This window comes from Pseudarthrobacter sp. NPDC055928, assembly GCF_042270935.1.
Classification (GTDB): Bacteria; Actinomycetota; Actinomycetes; order Actinomycetales; family Micrococcaceae; genus Arthrobacter.
The window spans coordinates 78216-93546 of the sequence record NZ_JBHJZH010000007.1; the positions used below are offsets into that span (position 1 = coordinate 78216).

The window sequence follows — 15331 nt, forward strand, 5'->3', positions numbered from 1 at the left end:
GGGAAACTCCGCGGTGGCGGGTGGGTTTAGGACTGGAACTGTTGCATCACCGAGAGGTGGCCGGCCCGTGCCGACACCAGGCACTTGGCCAAGTAGAAGGGCCGGTTGCCGTTCCGCACGTACTGCGTCAGGACCAGCACCGGGTCCGACGCGCGCAGGTCCAGCAGCTTAGCCCGGCTGGGTCCCACCTGGCTGAGGCTGATCTGGCACTCGCCCGGTCCGGCCAGCCGGCCCAGCTGCTTGTTGAGCGCGGCAAGCAAGGTGGCGCCGCCGTCGTCCTCTATCTCAAGGGGCGCGGCCGCACCCTTGCCAACGCTGACCGGCTGGGCGGTGACGTTTTCCTGCAGGTGGGCGATCGCCTCGCCGTCGCGGATCAGGACCGATTCCCAGAGCCAGCAGTCGGTGCCGGGCTCCACGCCGATGCCGGGGGCCACGAATTCGGAGGCCGCCTGCCGGACCACCTGCGTGCGTTTGACCTCCACCTGCTGCCCGGGGCTGCCGAGGACGTCCTCGAACGGCTGGATGCGCTCGATGCCGATGCGGGGGAGCGTGTCCGAGACGAATCGCCCGACGCCGCGCCGCGCCCTGATGAGCCCGTCCTCCTCGAGCAGCATAAGGGCCTCGCGGACCACGGTACGGCTGACCTTCATGTCCGTGCCGAGTTCGGTTTCGGTGGGGATCATGGACCCGGGCGTGAGCAGGCCGTTGCGGATGGCTGCGGCGATCCGCGAGTACACCGCGACGCGAAGAGGAGCGCCGGGCTGGGCGGCCACCGGCTGAGACAGGAACCGGGCGGCGTCCTGGTGCACGATATGCCTCGCTTGCTTGTGGGTGGTCCGGGGGTCGGTCCGGGGATTCCAGCCTAGTGCAAACGTCTGACGCGTGTGTTGGACAAGTGTGGGTTGCTGGCTGGGCCGTCGTCGTTCCTGATTCTTCCTGGTGGAAGCCTCTGCAGGTTTCTACTTGCGGGGGGTTGCCGGGCGGGCGCTGTCGCGCACCACCAGGGTGGGCGGAATGGGGGTGCGGTCCACGTCCCGTCCCTCCATGGCACCGAGGAGCACCTCGGTGCTCATCAGCGCCAGCGCGTTGAAGTCCTGGCGCACGGTGGTCAGGGGAGGCAGGAAATAATCCGACCCCTCAACATCGTCAAATCCGACGATGCTGACATCGTCCGGAACCCGGATGCCGTTTTCGGTGAAAGCGCGGATCAGCCCCAGCGCGGTGTGGTCGCTGGCGGCAAAAATGGCCTGCGGAACCTTTTCCTCGCGTACCAGCCGGAGACCCGTTTCGTAGGCCCACTTGGGGCTCCAGTCACCTTCGACGCAAAGCCCCGGCTCCAGTCCTGCATCCCGCAGCGTCGCTTCCCAGCCGCGCTTGCGGACCCGGCCATCGAACCAGTCCATGGAACCGGCAATATGGGCGATGTCCGTATGGCCCAGGTCTATGAGGTGCTGGGTGGCGAGCCTGGCTCCGAGCTCCTGGTTTTCGGAGTAGGTGAAGACATTGGGAGTTGAGGAGGCTCCGGCAGCGATCATCTCCACCGGTACGCGGCATGTGGCGTTCCAGACTGCTGCCGCCATATCAACAACCGGCGCGATGACGATGATCCCTCCGACGCCGGTATCGTCCAGGCTGTCGAGGGCGGCTTGCACAGACTCCTCATAGGGTTTCTCAACGCTGATGACCGTTGCCGCATAGCCCTTCTTCCGCGCAACGTTTTCCAGCGCCAGGAGCGTTCCCACCGGGCCGAACCGGGGCGAGCCGTCGGAAAGTATGCCGATGGACGTCGAACGGCTCGTAACCAGTGCCGTGGCCGCCCGGTTCCGCCGGTAGCCGATGTCCTTGATGATCTGGAGGACGCGTTCGCGGGTCGAGGCGCTGACGTCGGGCGCGTCGTTCAGGACCCGCGAGACAGTGCCAAAGGAGACGCCGGCCAGCTGCGCCACATCGTTGATGGTGGGTTTCCTGCGCGACGGCGTTGCCGGAGGCCCGTCATTGCCCTCCCGGCGGACTGCCATGCCTGCCATGCCTCTCCTTGTCCTGCACTGTGCCAGCTGAGCCTGGGACAGCTTGTGAGCCTGCTTAAGCTTACGTCCCTGCCCCCGCACCAGCCTGCCACGTGATCGTTGACACTATCTCCGTTAGCGTTTACGCTAATTACCGTAAACGTTCACGGAAGCGTCGTAAACGATAACGGAAGGCAACCGGGACGGAGAGTGAGCGGGATGAGCGACACAATCGCGGCCGCTCTTTCGCTACATCCCGGGGCCAGCTTTCGGAACGTTGATGAAGCCCAGTGGGCACATCTTGAGGTACTGCTTACGGGCACAGCATCTGATGATCTCGGAGCAGCTGTCCGCACTTTTGTCCCCGCCGGTTCCTCGGCTGTTGTCGGCGTGTTCGATGACAACACCCTGTGGGCAAGCCTGGTTGTTTCCCTCGACCAATCCGGCACGCCTGTGTCACTGACGACCATCCAGGGGTCAGTAGCCGAGGCCGCCGGCGGCATGGCAAAGGCGGCAGGGGAGGCGGTCAGGTGGGTGCAAGCCCACCACGGACCGTGTTCACTGGGCCTTTTCGTAGACAAGGTCCACGCGGAAGCCTTCGTGAAGGCTTCCGATAAGGCGGCCGCTGTCCGCACGGCCGCGGCCGCAGGCGGCCTTGTCCTGTCGCCGGTTCCCCCTGCCCTCGCCATAGCGCTGGCCTGACCCAAACAACCACACCACCCATTCCATACAAGCACTGGAGAACAACGATGATCCGCAGGCTTCCCCTGGTGGCCCTGGCCGCAGCTCTGTCCCTTTCCGTCGCATCCTGCAGCAGTTCAACCGCGAGCACCTCCAACGCCCCTGATGCCGGCGTTTCCGAGAAGGCCCAGCAGGCCCTCGACAAGATCAAGGGACAGGTCCTGAGCAAGGGCCCCAACGGTGAATCTCCGTCTCCGGCCTCAGTTGCAGACCTGACGCCGGAGGAGATTGAAAAGGTCAAGGCACTCAATGCCAAAGCCGCCATCGTGATGCACTACGGCGGCAACGACTGGGCCACCGCCCAGACCAACGGCCTCAAGAGCGAGTTCGAAAAGCTCGGCATCCAGGTGATTGCCACCACCGACGCGAACTTCAAGCCGGACAAGCAGGTCTCGGACATCGAGACCGTCATGACGCAGGACCCGGACATTATTGTGTCCATCCCCACCGACCCCGTGGCCACCGCCTCGGCCTACAAGAAGGCCGCGGCCGCCGGAACCAAGATCGTCTTCATGGACAACATTCCCCAGGGACTGACCGCCGGCACGGACTACGTTTCGGTCGTTTCCGCGGACAACTACGGCAACGGCGTCGTCTCCGCACACCAGATGGCCAAGGCCATCGGCGGCAAGGGCAAGATCGGGCTTGTATTCCACCAGGCTGACTTCTTTGTGACCAAGCAGCGCTACCAGGGCTTCAAGGAAACGATCACCAAGGAATACCCCGAAATCCAGATCGTCGAAGAGAAGGGGATCGCGGGTCCGGACTTCGCCGGTGACGCGCAGGCAGCCGCCAACGCCATGCTGAGCAAGTATGCCGACCTCTCCGGCATCTGGGCGGTATGGGACGTCCCGGCAGAAGGTGTCATGGCCGCCGCCCGCGCCGCGGGCCGGCAGGACTTGAAGATCGCCACCGAGGACCTCGGCAAGAACGTCGCCATCGCCCTGGCCAAGGACCAGCTCATAGTCGGCCTCGGCGCCCAGGTTCCCTTCGACCAGGGCGTCACTGAGGCCCGGCTGGCCGCAGGAGCCCTCATCGGCAAGCAGGCACCGGCCTACGTGGCGCTGAGCGCACTGCCGGTGGACCACTCCAACGTCCTGGAGGCCTGGAAGCAGGTCTACCACGAGGACGCTCCCAAGGACATCCAAGAGTCCTACAAAAAGTAGCCAGACCTGACGGTGCGGGGGCTGCCTGCCCCCGCACTGTCCCGAAAGGGCAACAATGAACACCGCAGACAATGCCGTCGAAATGCGTTCGATCTCCAAAGGCTTCAACGGTGTCTCCGTGCTGAAGGACGTCAGCTTCGACGTCCGGAAGGGCGAAGTCCACGCCTTGGCAGGCGGCAACGGCGCCGGAAAATCCACGCTCATGAAGATCCTCCAGGGCGTTTACCAGATGGACGCGGGCGAGATCCTCATCGGCGGGAAACCCACCGTCATCAACTCGATCCAGGAAGCCAAAGCAGCCGGCATCGGCATGGTCTTCCAGGAATTCAGCCTGGTACCCAGCCTGACCGTGGCCCAGAACATTTTCCTTGCCGCCGAGCCCCTCAGCGCGGGCGGGTTCATTGACGACAAGGCCTCGGCCCGGCGGGCCAAGGAAATCTTCGCCGAGATGGAAGTGGATGTGGACCCCCACGCGGAGGTCTCCCGGCTGGGTACCGCGTACTGGCAGCTGACCGAGATTGCCAAGGCACTCTCGCAGAACGCCCAGGTACTGATCATGGATGAGCCCACCGCCAGCCTTGCCCGGCACGAGTCCGAAGCGCTCTTCGAACTGATTGACCGGCTCAAGCAGCGCGGCATTTCCATCATCTACATCTCCCACCGCATGGACGAGGTCTACCGGCTCGCGGACCGGATCACCATTCTCCGCGACGGCCGCCGGCTCCTGACCGAACCGCTGAGCGCAGTGACCCCAGAACAGATCGTGGAAGGCATTGTTGGCAAGAAAATTGAAGGCCAGCTTGCATACCGCGAACGGGACACGGTGGCCGATGGGGGAGTGCCCCTGCTGGAGGTCCGCGGCCTGAACGTCGGCCAGCGGGTGAAGGACATCTCCTTCACGCTTCAGCCCGGCGAAATCCTGGGACTGGCAGGGCTCATGGGGAGCGGGCGCACCGAACTCGCGCGCGCACTGTTCGGCATCGACCGGCGTGACAGCGGTGAAATCCTCATCAGGGGGAAAAAGGGCACCCTAGCCTCACCGCAACAAGCCATCGACGCCGGCATCGCCCTCATCCCCGAGGACCGGCGTGCGCAGGGCCTTGTCCTGGACCATTCGGTCCGTGACAACCTCCTGCTGCCGCTGCTGGGCCAGATCAGGCGCGGACCGCTGCTGGACGCCACCAAAGGCAAGGAACTTTCGGCGTCCCTCATCAAGAAGTTCGCGGTCAAGGTGGCCCACCCCCACCGTCCGGTGCGGCTGCTCTCCGGCGGCAACCAGCAGAAAGTGGTCATCGCCAAGTGGCTGGGCACCGACCCGGACATCCTCATCCTGGATGAACCGACGGCCGGCGTCGACATCGGCACCAAAAGCGAAATCCTGGACATGATCCGCGAACTCGCCAGTGCCGGCAAAGCAGTCATCGTCATCTCGTCCGAGTACCCCGAACTACTCGCGGTCAGCGACCGCGTCCTCGTCCTCAAGGACGGCTCCATCATCCGTGACATCCCCCGCAGCGAGATCGCTGACGAGGAATATCTTCAACTTGCAGTCCAGGGAGTCTGACCAGTGAGCAACGCCAACACCATCACCCCCCGCGATGCCGCGGTAACCCGCAATTTTGGGTCCAAGCTGAAAGAGCTGGACTGGCGGCGCTACGTCATCTACATCGGCTTCGTCGTCGTCTTTATCTTCTTCGCCATCCTCCTGCGCGACCAGGGCTTCCTGTCCCCGCAGAACCTGCTCAACATCTTCCGGCAGACGGCCACCATCACGGTCATCGCCGTCGGCATGACGTACGTCATCTCGTGCGCGGAAATCGACCTCAGCGTCGGCTCCGTGGCCGGTCTCTCCAGCGTCTGCACAGCCATGGCGCTGGCACAGTGGGGCATTGTCCCTGGCATCCTCGCGGGCCTCGCCGTCGGACTCGTGGCGGGCTCCGTCAACGGCGCGCTGGTCAGTCTCCTCGGGATCCCCTCCTTCCTGGTGACACTGGGCACGCTGGGCATCGCCGTCGGCGTCGCGCAGTGGATTACAGCCTCGGCCCCGCAGCCGATCCTGAACGACACCTTCAACATGCTGTTCGGATCAGGAGACTTTGGCCCGGTTCCCGGCCTGGTGGTCTGGAGCGCAATCTTCGTCGCCATCGGCGCCGTCGTGCTGAACCGCACCAGGTTCGGCCGGCAGGTCCTCGCCACGGGCGGCAACCGCAACGCGGCCGAGTTCACCGGCATCAACACCAGGCGCATCAAATTCCAGGTGCTCCTTATCTCGGGCATGGTGGCCAGCGTTGCCGGCATGCTGTACGCCGGCCGCCTGCAGTCCGGCCGGTTCCAGTGGGGAGCAGGCGATGAGCTATCCGCCATCGCAGCCGTCATCCTGGGCGGAACCAGCCTCTTCGGCGGGTTCGGCTCGATCATCGGCACCCTCTTCGGCGCCCTGCTGATCGGCCTCATCAACAACGGACTGATCCTCGCCGGCCTCGACAGCAGCCAGCAGCAAGTGGTCCGCGGCGCAATCATCATCCTGGCCGTCGCGCTAGCACGAAAGAAGTAGCACCCGTGACCCCCACATCTTCCTCAGCAGCTGAAAGGCAGAAGCAATGAAACTCGGTTACTGTTCCATCACCTGGGGCGGCGTCGTCGGCCACCCCCAAGGTGTAACCAGCGTGAAGGACCTTTTCTACCTGACCCACGGATCCATGCGGGACGCCGTCGCGGACATCGCATCAGTGGGCTACCAGGGTGTTGAAATGTTCGACGGCAACCTCGCGGAATACGCGGAAAAGCCCGAAGAACTCAAGGAAATCCTGGATACTGCCGGCGTCGAACTGACAAGCGTCTACACCGGGGCGAACTTCATCTACGCGGACATCCTTCCGGACGAGCTGCACCGGATCCGCCGTGCCGCCGAGCTGGCTGCCGGCTTCGGAGCGGAACGGCTTGTGGTGGGAGGCGGAGCACGCCGCGCTGCCGGCACCACCGACGAAGACTACCGACGGCTCGCCGAAGGGCTGAACCAAGTAACCGATATCGCGGAAAGCTTCGGGCTGTCAGCCAGCTACCACCCGCATCTGAGCACCATCGTGGAGAGCCCGGACGAGCTGGACAAGCTGATGCCACTTACCCGGATCGGATTCTGCCCGGACACCGCCCACCTTGCTGCCGGCGGGGCGGACCCGGCCGCGGTCATCCGGAAATACCCGGACCGTATCCGGCACGTCCACCTCAAAGACTTCCAGCAGGACCCCTTCGCCTTCCTCCCGCTGGGGCAGGGCGAGCTGGACTTCCCGGACATCATCGCCGCCATCCGCGAAAGCGGGTATGACAGCTGGCTCATGGTGGAACTGGACAACTACGACGGCGACCCCCGCGAAGCAGCAGCCCTCAGCAAAAAGTACCTGGACAACCTCCTCTCCAACTGATTTTTCAACCGAAGGGGAGTGCCACAGCCGGCATCTGCCCCGCCTTCCGGAAGGAACAAGATTCACATGCAGAACCTCAACGTCGGCCTCATCGGAGGCGGCTTCATGGGCAAGGCCCACTCCCTGGCGTACGCCGCCATGCCCATGTTCTTCTGGCCTGCACCGGCAATGCCGGTCCGCAAGGTTATTGCCGAAGCCAACGAAGACCTCGCTGCCGAAGCAGCCCGACGCTTCGGCTTCGAAAAATCCACCTCGGACTGGCGCAGCATCATCGACGATCCGGACATCCACGTGGTGGACATTGCAACGCCGAACCACCTCCACGCCGAGATCGCCATTGCCGCGGCCGAAGCCGGCAAGCACATCATCTGCGAAAAGCCCCTGGCCCGTACCGGTGAAGAATCCAAGGCCATGTACGACGCGGTCAAGGACAAAAACATCGTCCACATGGTTGCCTTCAACTACCGGCGCACCCCTGCCGTTGCGCTGGCAAAGAAATACATCGAGGAAGGCGCCATTGGCCGCATCCTCAGCTTCCGCGGGACCTACCTGCAGGACTGGAGCGCCGACCCGAACTCGCCGCTCTCCTGGCGCTTCCAGAAATCCATTGCTGGTTCCGGTGCCCTGGGTGACATCGCAACGCACGTCTTCGACATGGCCCGCTACCTCGTCGGCGAGTTCAGCGCCGTGAACGCCGTCCTGTCCACCTGGATCCCCGAGCGGCCGCTCCAGTCCGGCGGTGCGGACGCATTGGGCACCGTTCGCGGCGAAGAAGGACCCCGTGGCGACGTTGATGTGGACGACGAAGTCATGACCATGATCCGTTTCGCCAACGGCGCAGTGGGATCCGTGGAAGCAACACGCAACGCCCACGGCCGGAACAACTACATCACCTTCGAGATCCACGGAACGGAAGGAAGCATCGTCTTCAACTACGAGCGGCGCGACGAGCTGCAGGTCTGCTTCGCTTCAGACCAGTCCGACCGCCGGGGCTTCCGCACCGTCTACACCGGCCCGGCCCACCCCTACGGAGAAGGACTCTGGCCCATCCCTGCCCTGGGCATTGGATACGGCGAAACGAAGATCATCGAGGCCTACGACTTCTTCAAGGCCATCGCGGAAGGCGGCAGCGTCAGCCCGAGTTTCGCCGACGGCTACCAGGTGGCACTGATCGATGACGCAATCGTCGAATCCGCCGCCAAGGAATCGTGGGTAGAGGTTCCGCTTATCAATTCATGACCGAACAGGAGGGGCGGCCAAGCCGCCCCTCCTGAACGCACAGGACCACCCGAGGACGTCAAAATTGCCACATACAACAGTCAGCCAAGAAGCAGCGGAAGTCTGGCTCATGCCAGTGTTCATCGCAAAAGAGGGGCACGAAGCGACACTTCGGGAAGCCCTCGGGGAGCTGGAGTCCGCGAGCCGCCAGGATGCCGGATGCCTGGAATACACCGTCTTCTCTGAAGACCAAAGGCCCGGCGCGTTTGTCCTCTTTGAGGGATGGGCACCCGCGAGGACCTCAAGTCCCACAATGAAAAAGACCATGTAAGGGAATTCGTGAAAGGTGTGGAGTCCCTGCTGGCCGCACCGTTCTCCGTAACTCCCATAACCCCTCTTACCGGGGCCTCCAGCTGAAACTGCTGAGCCTGGCGGGCCGGCGGGCCTGTTAAAGTCGGGAACCATGACCCATCCACGCAACGGTGCCGCCGGTAGAGTCGGCTTCCTCCACACGGCGCAGGTCCATGAGGCCACGTTTGAGGCCCTTGCCCGGGAGTACCTGCCTTCCGCCTCCACCGTCCACCGCGTGGATCCCGATGCCCTGGAGCTTGCGCGGCAAGACGGAACTGAGGAGAGCGTGCGGGCCGTCGTCGCCGCCCATCTCGCGGAACTTCGACGTGCTGGATGCGAGGTGGTCTTGTGCACCTGCTCCACGCTCGGCGAGGTAGCGGAGCACCTCTCCGGCGATGGGCTGGAAGTGGTTCGGATTGATCGGCCGATGCTTCGCCGTGCCGTGACGCTCGGTCCGCGCATCGGAGTCCTCGTGGCTCTCGCGAGCACCGTGGAACCAACCAGCCGTGTCCTCGCCGAGGAGGCTGTGGACGCGGAAGCCGGCATCACCGTGGAGGTCAGCGTTGTGGAGGGGGCGTGGGACGCCTTCCTGGCGGGGGATGCGGAGGCCTACCACTCGAGCATCGCCCAGGCGGCGGATAGGCTCGCAAGCCGCTCCGACGTCGTCGTCCTTGCCCAGGCCAGCATGGAACCCGCGGCGGCCCTGCTGACCGGGCTCGCAACGCCGGTCCTCACGAGCCCCCGATCCGCCGTCGAAGCAGTGGCACTGATACAAATCAGCAGCCCGCCGAAAGGCCCGTCCTAGCCGGAAACCTCAGCCACCTCAACCGCAACCCCCGCGTCCCGGAACTTCTGCACCTGCACCGGGTCGGCGCCGTCGTCCGTCACCAAGGTCCACGGCAGCGCCAGCCGGGCCCAGGCATGGAACGGCCGCAGGCCGAGCTTGGACGAGTCCGCCAGGACATACACAAGATTGCCGCGCCGGGCCATTAGCTCCTTGAGCCGGGTCTGCTCGTGGCTAGCCTCGCAGATGCCCTCCTCGGCGGTGACGGCGTCGGCACCCAAGAACACCCGGTCGAAGCTCATCCGCTCCAGCGCGGCCTCGGCCAGCGGTCCCACGAAGCTCTGGCTGACGGTGCGGAGCCGACCGCCCAGGCAGTCCACCTCGATGCCCTCCGAGTCCGCCAGTTCCTGCATGGTGTTGATGCCCGGGGTGGTCACGGACAGCTTGTCGAACCCGCGGAGTTCGTGGGCCAGGGCACCCACGGTGGAACCGGCGTCGAGCAGGATGTTCTCACCCGGCCGGATCACGGACGCCGCCCAACGGGCGATGGCGTGCTTCTGTTCGAACGCCTGGCCGGTGCGCTGCCGCAGCGACGCCTCGGGGTGCGCGCCGAGGGCCATGGCGCCCCCGTAGGTGCGGGCCAGCCGGCCCTGCCCGTTCAGCAGCGCCAGGTCGCGGCGGATGGTGGACGCGGTCACCTCGAACCGGGCGGAGAGCTCCTCCACGGAGGCCAGGCCGGTGGTCACGGCAAGACGGTAGATCTCCTCGCGTGGTCGTGGTATGCGGCCACCACCACGCCGTAAGCGCTCCGGCCGACGCGGGTTTAGGATCTCTTAGGGTGAACCAGCGGTGGGTACACCCCATCGGGGACATCCCGCTGGATGAGGCGGCGCTGATCGAGCCGCTGTCCGTGGCGCACCACGCGGTGGCGCGCAGCGGCGTGAAGGCGGGCGACACGGCGGTAGTGGGCGGGTTGGGTCCCATCGGCCTGCTCACCGCCCCGGTCCGAAGGGCATGGGGGTGACCACGATCATCAGCGAGCTCACCCAGGCGCGCAAGGACAAGGCCACCTCCAGCGGGGTGGCGGACCACGTCCTGGACCCCAGCAAGGAGGACGTCCCGGTCCGGGTGCGGGAGCTCACCGGCGGGACCGGGGCCGACGTCGCCTTCGAATGCGCCGGCGTAAACGCGGTGCTGGACACCATGCTCGACGCCGTCCGGCCAGGCGCCGTGGTGGTCAACGTGTCCATCTGGGGCGCGCCCGCCACCATCGACATGCAGAAGATTGTGCTCAAGGAGATCGACCTGCGCGGCACCATCGCCTACGTCCGCGACCACCCCGCCGTCATCAAGATGGTGCAGGAGGGCAAGGTGGACCTCAAACCGTTCATCACCGGCCGGATCGCGCTGGAGCACCTGGTGGAGCAGGGCTTTGACACCCTTATCAACCACAAGGACACGGCGGTGAAGGTGCTGGTGCACCCGTAGGAGTGCTTGAGGCTACGCGGAGTAACTGCACTGCAACAGTCGCGTAGCGCGGCATAGCAAAGCCCCCGCCTCTGGCGGGGGCTTTGCGAACTTCCTCTGAGTGTTATTTGGCTGCGACGAATACCTTGTCACCGAGCATGCCCGCCCTGACGGCGAGAACGCCTTGAGCCGCGGTGGCCGACGGCACTTCAAAAGCCTTGTTGCCTGTTGCCGAGCCGCCCTTAAAGAGCGCGTTCGAGCTGATGGGATCCGGTTCTACGACGGACTTGTCGTAGCTATTCACGGTCCTGCCGTCAGCTGTCACGTATTCGACTGACACGAACGAAGGCGTCTGCCCGTTAGCGTCATCGCCGATGTAGGTGACGGAGTAGTTCACGAGGATGTACTCCGAACCCGCGGCAGGCGGGTCGTTGAATTGGTTGGCAGCGACAACAGCGTCTGTGGCGGCAAGGGTGACCGAGTTGACCACAACGCGCCAGTCCTTGGATTCAATGACCGAGCCGATCGGATGTGGAGTCTCGCGGGTCCCGGTCTTGGCAGCGGGAGCCTCCGCTGCCTCGCCGTTAGTGGCACCCTCGCCGGACGGTGCTACGACTTTGGTGTCGCCGCTGCCGAATGCGTTGTCGAAGGACGACCCGACTACGGCAAAGAACACGACGACCCCGACAATTGTTCCAACGATTGACAGGATCAGGGCGGTGATACCCAGCCCTTTGGGCTTGTCCTTTAGGAACAGAGATACGAGAGCCAGAACGAATGCGATCGGCAACAGTATCCAGCCAACGATGAGGGCACCAGGCATACAGGCGAAGATGAACCCGAGCACGGCTGTGATGAGGGCGATGAGCCCAACGACGTTCAATGGCTTCTTTGCCCTCGTCGGCCGGGGCGGGAGGGTCTGCGTTGACGCCTCGTAAGCCGGCTGCGCGGCAGGTGGATGGTTGGGCGAAGCCTGCTGTGAGCCCGCCCCAGGGAACTCTGGTGTAGTCATGGCTCAAATATCGCAGACGCAGTAGGTTTTCCGGTGTTACGACAAGATGCAATCTCAAATATGACAAGCATGAGTGGCTTTTCATTTGTTATTTACAAAGAGTATGTATGCTTGAACCTTTGAATTTGAGTCTCAGATCCTTTGGCCGGGTGTAATGAGATCTGCGCCCGCACCGGACCCGGGCGGCACAAAGATGGACCCTCTTCGACGGATCGTTCCAGCGCTCATTGGGAACGTTGAAGGCCCCCGGCGCGATGGCGCCTAGGCCCGAATGGCAGCCATTCCGAGTCCGTTCCGTACCCGTAAATCGTGGTCGTGGCTCATCTCATGGCTTTCGACACCTAATTTCGACACACATGTATTTCAATCAATCGTGCCGTAATTTCTTCCCATGGAGCAGAATAAAGTCGCACGAGAGCAACAGGTTGCCGTATTCGGCAAGAGCGGAAGCGGCAAGACAGTGCTCTTGTCGTCCTTTTACGGACTCGCGGCAGCAGGTACTCTCCGTCACCGAGCTGTTTGACGTTCTTGCAGGCGATAACGCTCAAGGTCGACGTCTGCATCAAAACTGCCTCGGCATGAAAAATTCAGCCTTGCTACCGACGACGAATAGGTTTTCTGCCACGTCGTAGGCGTTTTCGATCAAACGGAAGCCGGGGACGAGTTCATGAAGTGCCTGTATGACGTGCTGCGGCCAGTGCTCCCGCAGCAGTTCCAGGACGTCGGCGACGTCATGCAGATGCCGCGGATTGTGCCAGAGCTCGGATGGAAGGGGCTGGAACGCCGGTAGACGAACTGCAGCCAGCACAAACACCCGCTGAGACACTTTGGTTGAGCTTGTCTAGACCCCGGGTTCCGGGACGGCCCAACCCCGCCGCAGTTTGTCTCTCCAACGTTCTCTCCCTTCCTGCACGTTTCCCAACGCTCTATCACTTTGGGGCCACAGAATGTCTAGTCCGAAATCCCGTCAACGAGAGTATGGCCAGGGATAACAGACGTTGAATGGTTCAAGCGGTCCCTGCGTTCAATGGCTTACTTTTGTTCGGAAGGGCTTGCCCGCCCCTGTATATCCGGATTGCGGCCAGAGTGGTTACGACGCTCGTTATCGCAACGACCGTCATGCTGATGACGAGTTCCAACAAGCTGATGTTTCCGAGTGCATTCCGGAACAGCAATGTACTGGGTGCAGTGAGTGGGAAATAGGTCATTGTCTGAACCGCCAGCGATCCGGGATTTTCCGAAATCACACCCAGAATGTAGCTCGGAGAGAACATCGCGATGATAAACAGAGTTCCGAATGCTGATCCTTCACGCACGCTCTTGATTTTTGCGCCAACAGCCGCATGAACCGCGATCATCATGGCGACGCCGAGCAGCAGCGTCGCGAAACCCACGAGCATCTTTGAACTGTCAAGGACCCAAGTGTTAAATGCCGGGAGTGGCAGTCCGAGACTAGGTCCGATGGCAAAGTAGGCGATTATGAGCGGAATTGCCATGATGGCAAGCTGAAGGGCTCCCAACACAGTGGTTGCGACCATCCTTGCAAGAAACACGCTCGAAGCGGTCACGTCGACGAACAGCACCTCGCGTATCTTCTGTTCGCGTTCCTCGGCAAAGCCTCCGATTATTTGGTTGCCGAGAAAGATCGTCATGGTGAAGTACACGAACAAGAACAGCATTGGAACCGCCACGGCTGCCAACCCTGGATCAGGAACTCCGTTTCGATAGCCGGCTCTGGTCACTTCGGCACTGGCAGTTAACGATTTCACAATCTGAGGCGAGTCGACGGTTCTTGCAACCGACATCTGGAGGAGTTGTCTGGCAAAAGCGGTTGACTTTTGATCCCCTACAAGACCCACATTGTTCTCGAAAATCTGGATCTTCCCGCGAGCCACGTCGCTCGGGTAGACGATCAGCGTCTGTATTTTGCCAATCTTCACTTCCTCTTTGGCCTTGTCCACGTTGGTAGCGATACTTCCACCAACCCGTTTGGCCAGATCAGCGTCGATCAAGCCGGAGTAGTCGGCGTAGTGAAACGCAAACGACGTTAGGCCGGATACGTCCGAACTCTTCCGGATGGCACTTTCGCTGGACTGGACCAGAAAACCCAAGAGAACCATGAATGCAGGCACCATTAGTGACGCAATCCAGAAACTCTTCCTTCTCAGATGGCGCCTGACGTCAAAAGCGACAAGCTGCCGGTTTGGGCCTGTCATCCGGTGATCTCATCCTCCACTTGCACCGATTCTCCATATGTGCGCACAAACACTTCATCCAGGGTTGATGACCGAGTCTGAAACCCAGTGAGCCGGACGCCGGCATTCATCAAGTCCGAAAGCAAACGCTCGGGCATCCCCTGACTATGCGTGTGAATCAAGGCAGCACGCCCTCGTCCTTGGCGTACTAATGGCCAGTCAGTTATGAGAGAGGGGAGGTCTCCAAGATATGTGAATTGCGTTCGGGTCTCACCGAGGTCGGTTTTGGCGTCATGCACCGTTCCCAAGTAATGCTGAGCCCCATTGTCTAGAAAGAGGATGCGCTCAGTTAGGTCTTCGACCTCCTGCATCTGATGAGTGACTAGGATCAGTGTCGCCCCTCGGCTAGTGCGTTCTGCCACGTACTTGTTGAAGGCGGCCTTGTTGACAGGATCAAACCCCCGTGTGGGCTCATCCAGCACCAACAGGTCAGGATTCCCCATGAAGGTGATTCCCAAATGGACCTTTTGCTGCTGGCCGTTCGATAGGGCCTGGATCTGTGTGAAGGCCAACGATCCCAACCCCATCTCTTCAAGATATTCGTGAGCCTGGCTATCGGCCGCCCTCGAGTCGAGACCCCGCAAGGTGCCGAAAAGCCGCAGCACGTCAATCACTCGGTCACGCTGAAAATGCCCTCGATCTTCTGGTAAGTAGCCGATCCGGGTCGGGTCGGCAGGCTGATACGCTCTCCCTGCAATATCCACAATCCCTTCGCTCGCTTCGACCAAGCCGAGCAAGCACCTGACCAGAGTCGTCTTGCCAGATCCGTTGGGCCCAACTATCGCCATCGACTCTCCTGCGTTGAGGTCGAATTGGATGCGTTCAATTCCTCGGACTGAGCCGTAATGCTTTGATAGCTCCTTGACTCTTACCAGTGCCATTTGCCCTCATTGGTTGGCTGTGTATGTG

At 62.4% G+C, this 15331-nt stretch carries 16 protein-coding genes and 1 pseudogene; 10 read left to right on the forward strand and 7 right to left on the reverse strand.

All coding sequences use genetic code 11. The annotated features are described in order from the left end of the window. Positions 1-26: 26 nt before the first annotated feature. On the reverse strand, positions 27-809 hold the full coding sequence (locus tag ACFC25_RS10890) for a GntR family transcriptional regulator (RefSeq protein ID WP_376045168.1): 783 nt from the start codon (positions 807-809) through the stop codon (positions 27-29). 150 nt (positions 810-959) lie between these two features. Further along, complete coding sequence (locus ACFC25_RS10895) at positions 960-2027, reverse strand: LacI family DNA-binding transcriptional regulator (protein ID WP_376045169.1); 1068 nt, start codon at positions 2025-2027, stop codon at positions 960-962. 198 nt (positions 2028-2225) lie between these two features. On the opposite strand from ACFC25_RS10895, the gene ACFC25_RS10900 reads away from it, so the two are divergent. The 8 genes from ACFC25_RS10900 to ACFC25_RS10935 all read left to right on the forward strand — a co-directional run bounded on the left by ACFC25_RS10900 (position 2226) and on the right by ACFC25_RS10935 (position 9709). Then, positions 2226-2708 (forward strand): hypothetical protein, encoded by a 483-nt coding sequence (locus ACFC25_RS10900; RefSeq protein ID WP_337348423.1) that lies wholly within the window; start codon positions 2226-2228, stop codon positions 2706-2708. A gap of 47 nt (positions 2709-2755) precedes the next feature. After that, on the forward strand, positions 2756-3913 hold the full coding sequence (locus ACFC25_RS10905; RefSeq protein ID WP_337348422.1) for a substrate-binding domain-containing protein: 1158 nt from the start codon (positions 2756-2758) through the stop codon (positions 3911-3913). 55 nt (positions 3914-3968) lie between these two features. Beyond that, the gene (locus tag ACFC25_RS10910; RefSeq protein WP_376045170.1) at positions 3969-5477 is read left to right on the forward strand and encodes a sugar ABC transporter ATP-binding protein; all 1509 of its coding nucleotides are present in this window, start codon (positions 3969-3971) and stop codon (positions 5475-5477) included. Between the two features lie 3 nt (positions 5478-5480). Further along, complete coding sequence (locus ACFC25_RS10915; protein WP_376045171.1) at positions 5481-6467, forward strand: ABC transporter permease; 987 nt, start codon at positions 5481-5483, stop codon at positions 6465-6467. Between the two features lie 46 nt (positions 6468-6513). Continuing rightward, positions 6514-7335, forward strand: a complete 822-nt coding sequence (locus ACFC25_RS10920; RefSeq protein ID WP_376045172.1) for a sugar phosphate isomerase/epimerase family protein — start codon at positions 6514-6516, stop codon at positions 7333-7335. 66 nt (positions 7336-7401) lie between these two features. Then, complete coding sequence (locus tag ACFC25_RS10925) at positions 7402-8574, forward strand: Gfo/Idh/MocA family oxidoreductase (RefSeq protein WP_337348418.1); 1173 nt, start codon at positions 7402-7404, stop codon at positions 8572-8574. Between the two features lie 109 nt (positions 8575-8683). Next, entirely contained in the window at positions 8684-8884 is a 201-nt protein-coding gene (locus tag ACFC25_RS10930) for a putative quinol monooxygenase (RefSeq protein ID WP_376045260.1), read from the forward strand. Between the two features lie 132 nt (positions 8885-9016). Beyond that, a complete protein-coding gene (locus ACFC25_RS10935) occupies positions 9017-9709 on the forward strand; it encodes an aspartate/glutamate racemase family protein (RefSeq protein WP_376045173.1) in 693 nt (230 codons plus the stop codon). Here ACFC25_RS10935 and ACFC25_RS10940 read toward each other — a convergent pair. Further along, the gene (locus tag ACFC25_RS10940; RefSeq protein WP_376045261.1) at positions 9706-10470 is read right to left on the reverse strand and encodes a DeoR/GlpR family DNA-binding transcription regulator; all 765 of its coding nucleotides are present in this window, start codon (positions 10468-10470) and stop codon (positions 9706-9708) included. The genes ACFC25_RS10935 and ACFC25_RS10940 overlap by 4 nt on opposite strands. 56 nt (positions 10471-10526) lie before the next feature. Between ACFC25_RS10940 and ACFC25_RS10945 the strand changes: the two are divergent. Next, positions 10527-11176, forward strand: a pseudogene (locus ACFC25_RS10945) (zinc-binding dehydrogenase); the annotation flags it as partial. 103 nt (positions 11177-11279) lie between these two features. Here the strand turns inward: ACFC25_RS10945 and ACFC25_RS10950 are convergent. Further along, the gene (locus ACFC25_RS10950; protein ID WP_376045174.1) at positions 11280-12167 is read right to left on the reverse strand and encodes a hypothetical protein; all 888 of its coding nucleotides are present in this window, start codon (positions 12165-12167) and stop codon (positions 11280-11282) included. A 391-nt stretch (positions 12168-12558) separates the two neighbouring features. On the opposite strand from ACFC25_RS10950, the gene ACFC25_RS10955 reads away from it, so the two are divergent. Next, a complete protein-coding gene (locus tag ACFC25_RS10955; RefSeq protein ID WP_376045175.1) occupies positions 12559-12690 on the forward strand; it encodes an ATP-binding cassette domain-containing protein in 132 nt (43 codons plus the stop codon). Between the two features lie 39 nt (positions 12691-12729). Here the strand turns inward: ACFC25_RS10955 and ACFC25_RS10960 are convergent, their stop codons facing one another. From ACFC25_RS10960 to ACFC25_RS10970, 3 genes are all read right to left on the reverse strand, one after another. After that, positions 12730-12975 carry a hypothetical protein gene (locus tag ACFC25_RS10960; protein ID WP_337348414.1) on the reverse strand — a complete coding sequence of 82 codons (246 nt, stop codon included), beginning with the start codon at positions 12973-12975 and terminating at the stop codon, positions 12730-12732. 199 nt (positions 12976-13174) lie between these two features. Continuing rightward, positions 13175-14383, reverse strand: coding sequence for an ABC transporter permease (locus tag ACFC25_RS10965; protein ID WP_376045176.1), 1209 nt, complete (start codon positions 14381-14383; stop codon positions 13175-13177). Then, a complete protein-coding gene (locus ACFC25_RS10970) occupies positions 14380-15303 on the reverse strand; it encodes an ABC transporter ATP-binding protein (protein ID WP_376045177.1) in 924 nt (307 codons plus the stop codon). The genes ACFC25_RS10965 and ACFC25_RS10970 overlap by 4 nt, the downstream gene beginning before the upstream one ends. Positions 15304-15331 lie beyond the last annotated feature (28 nt).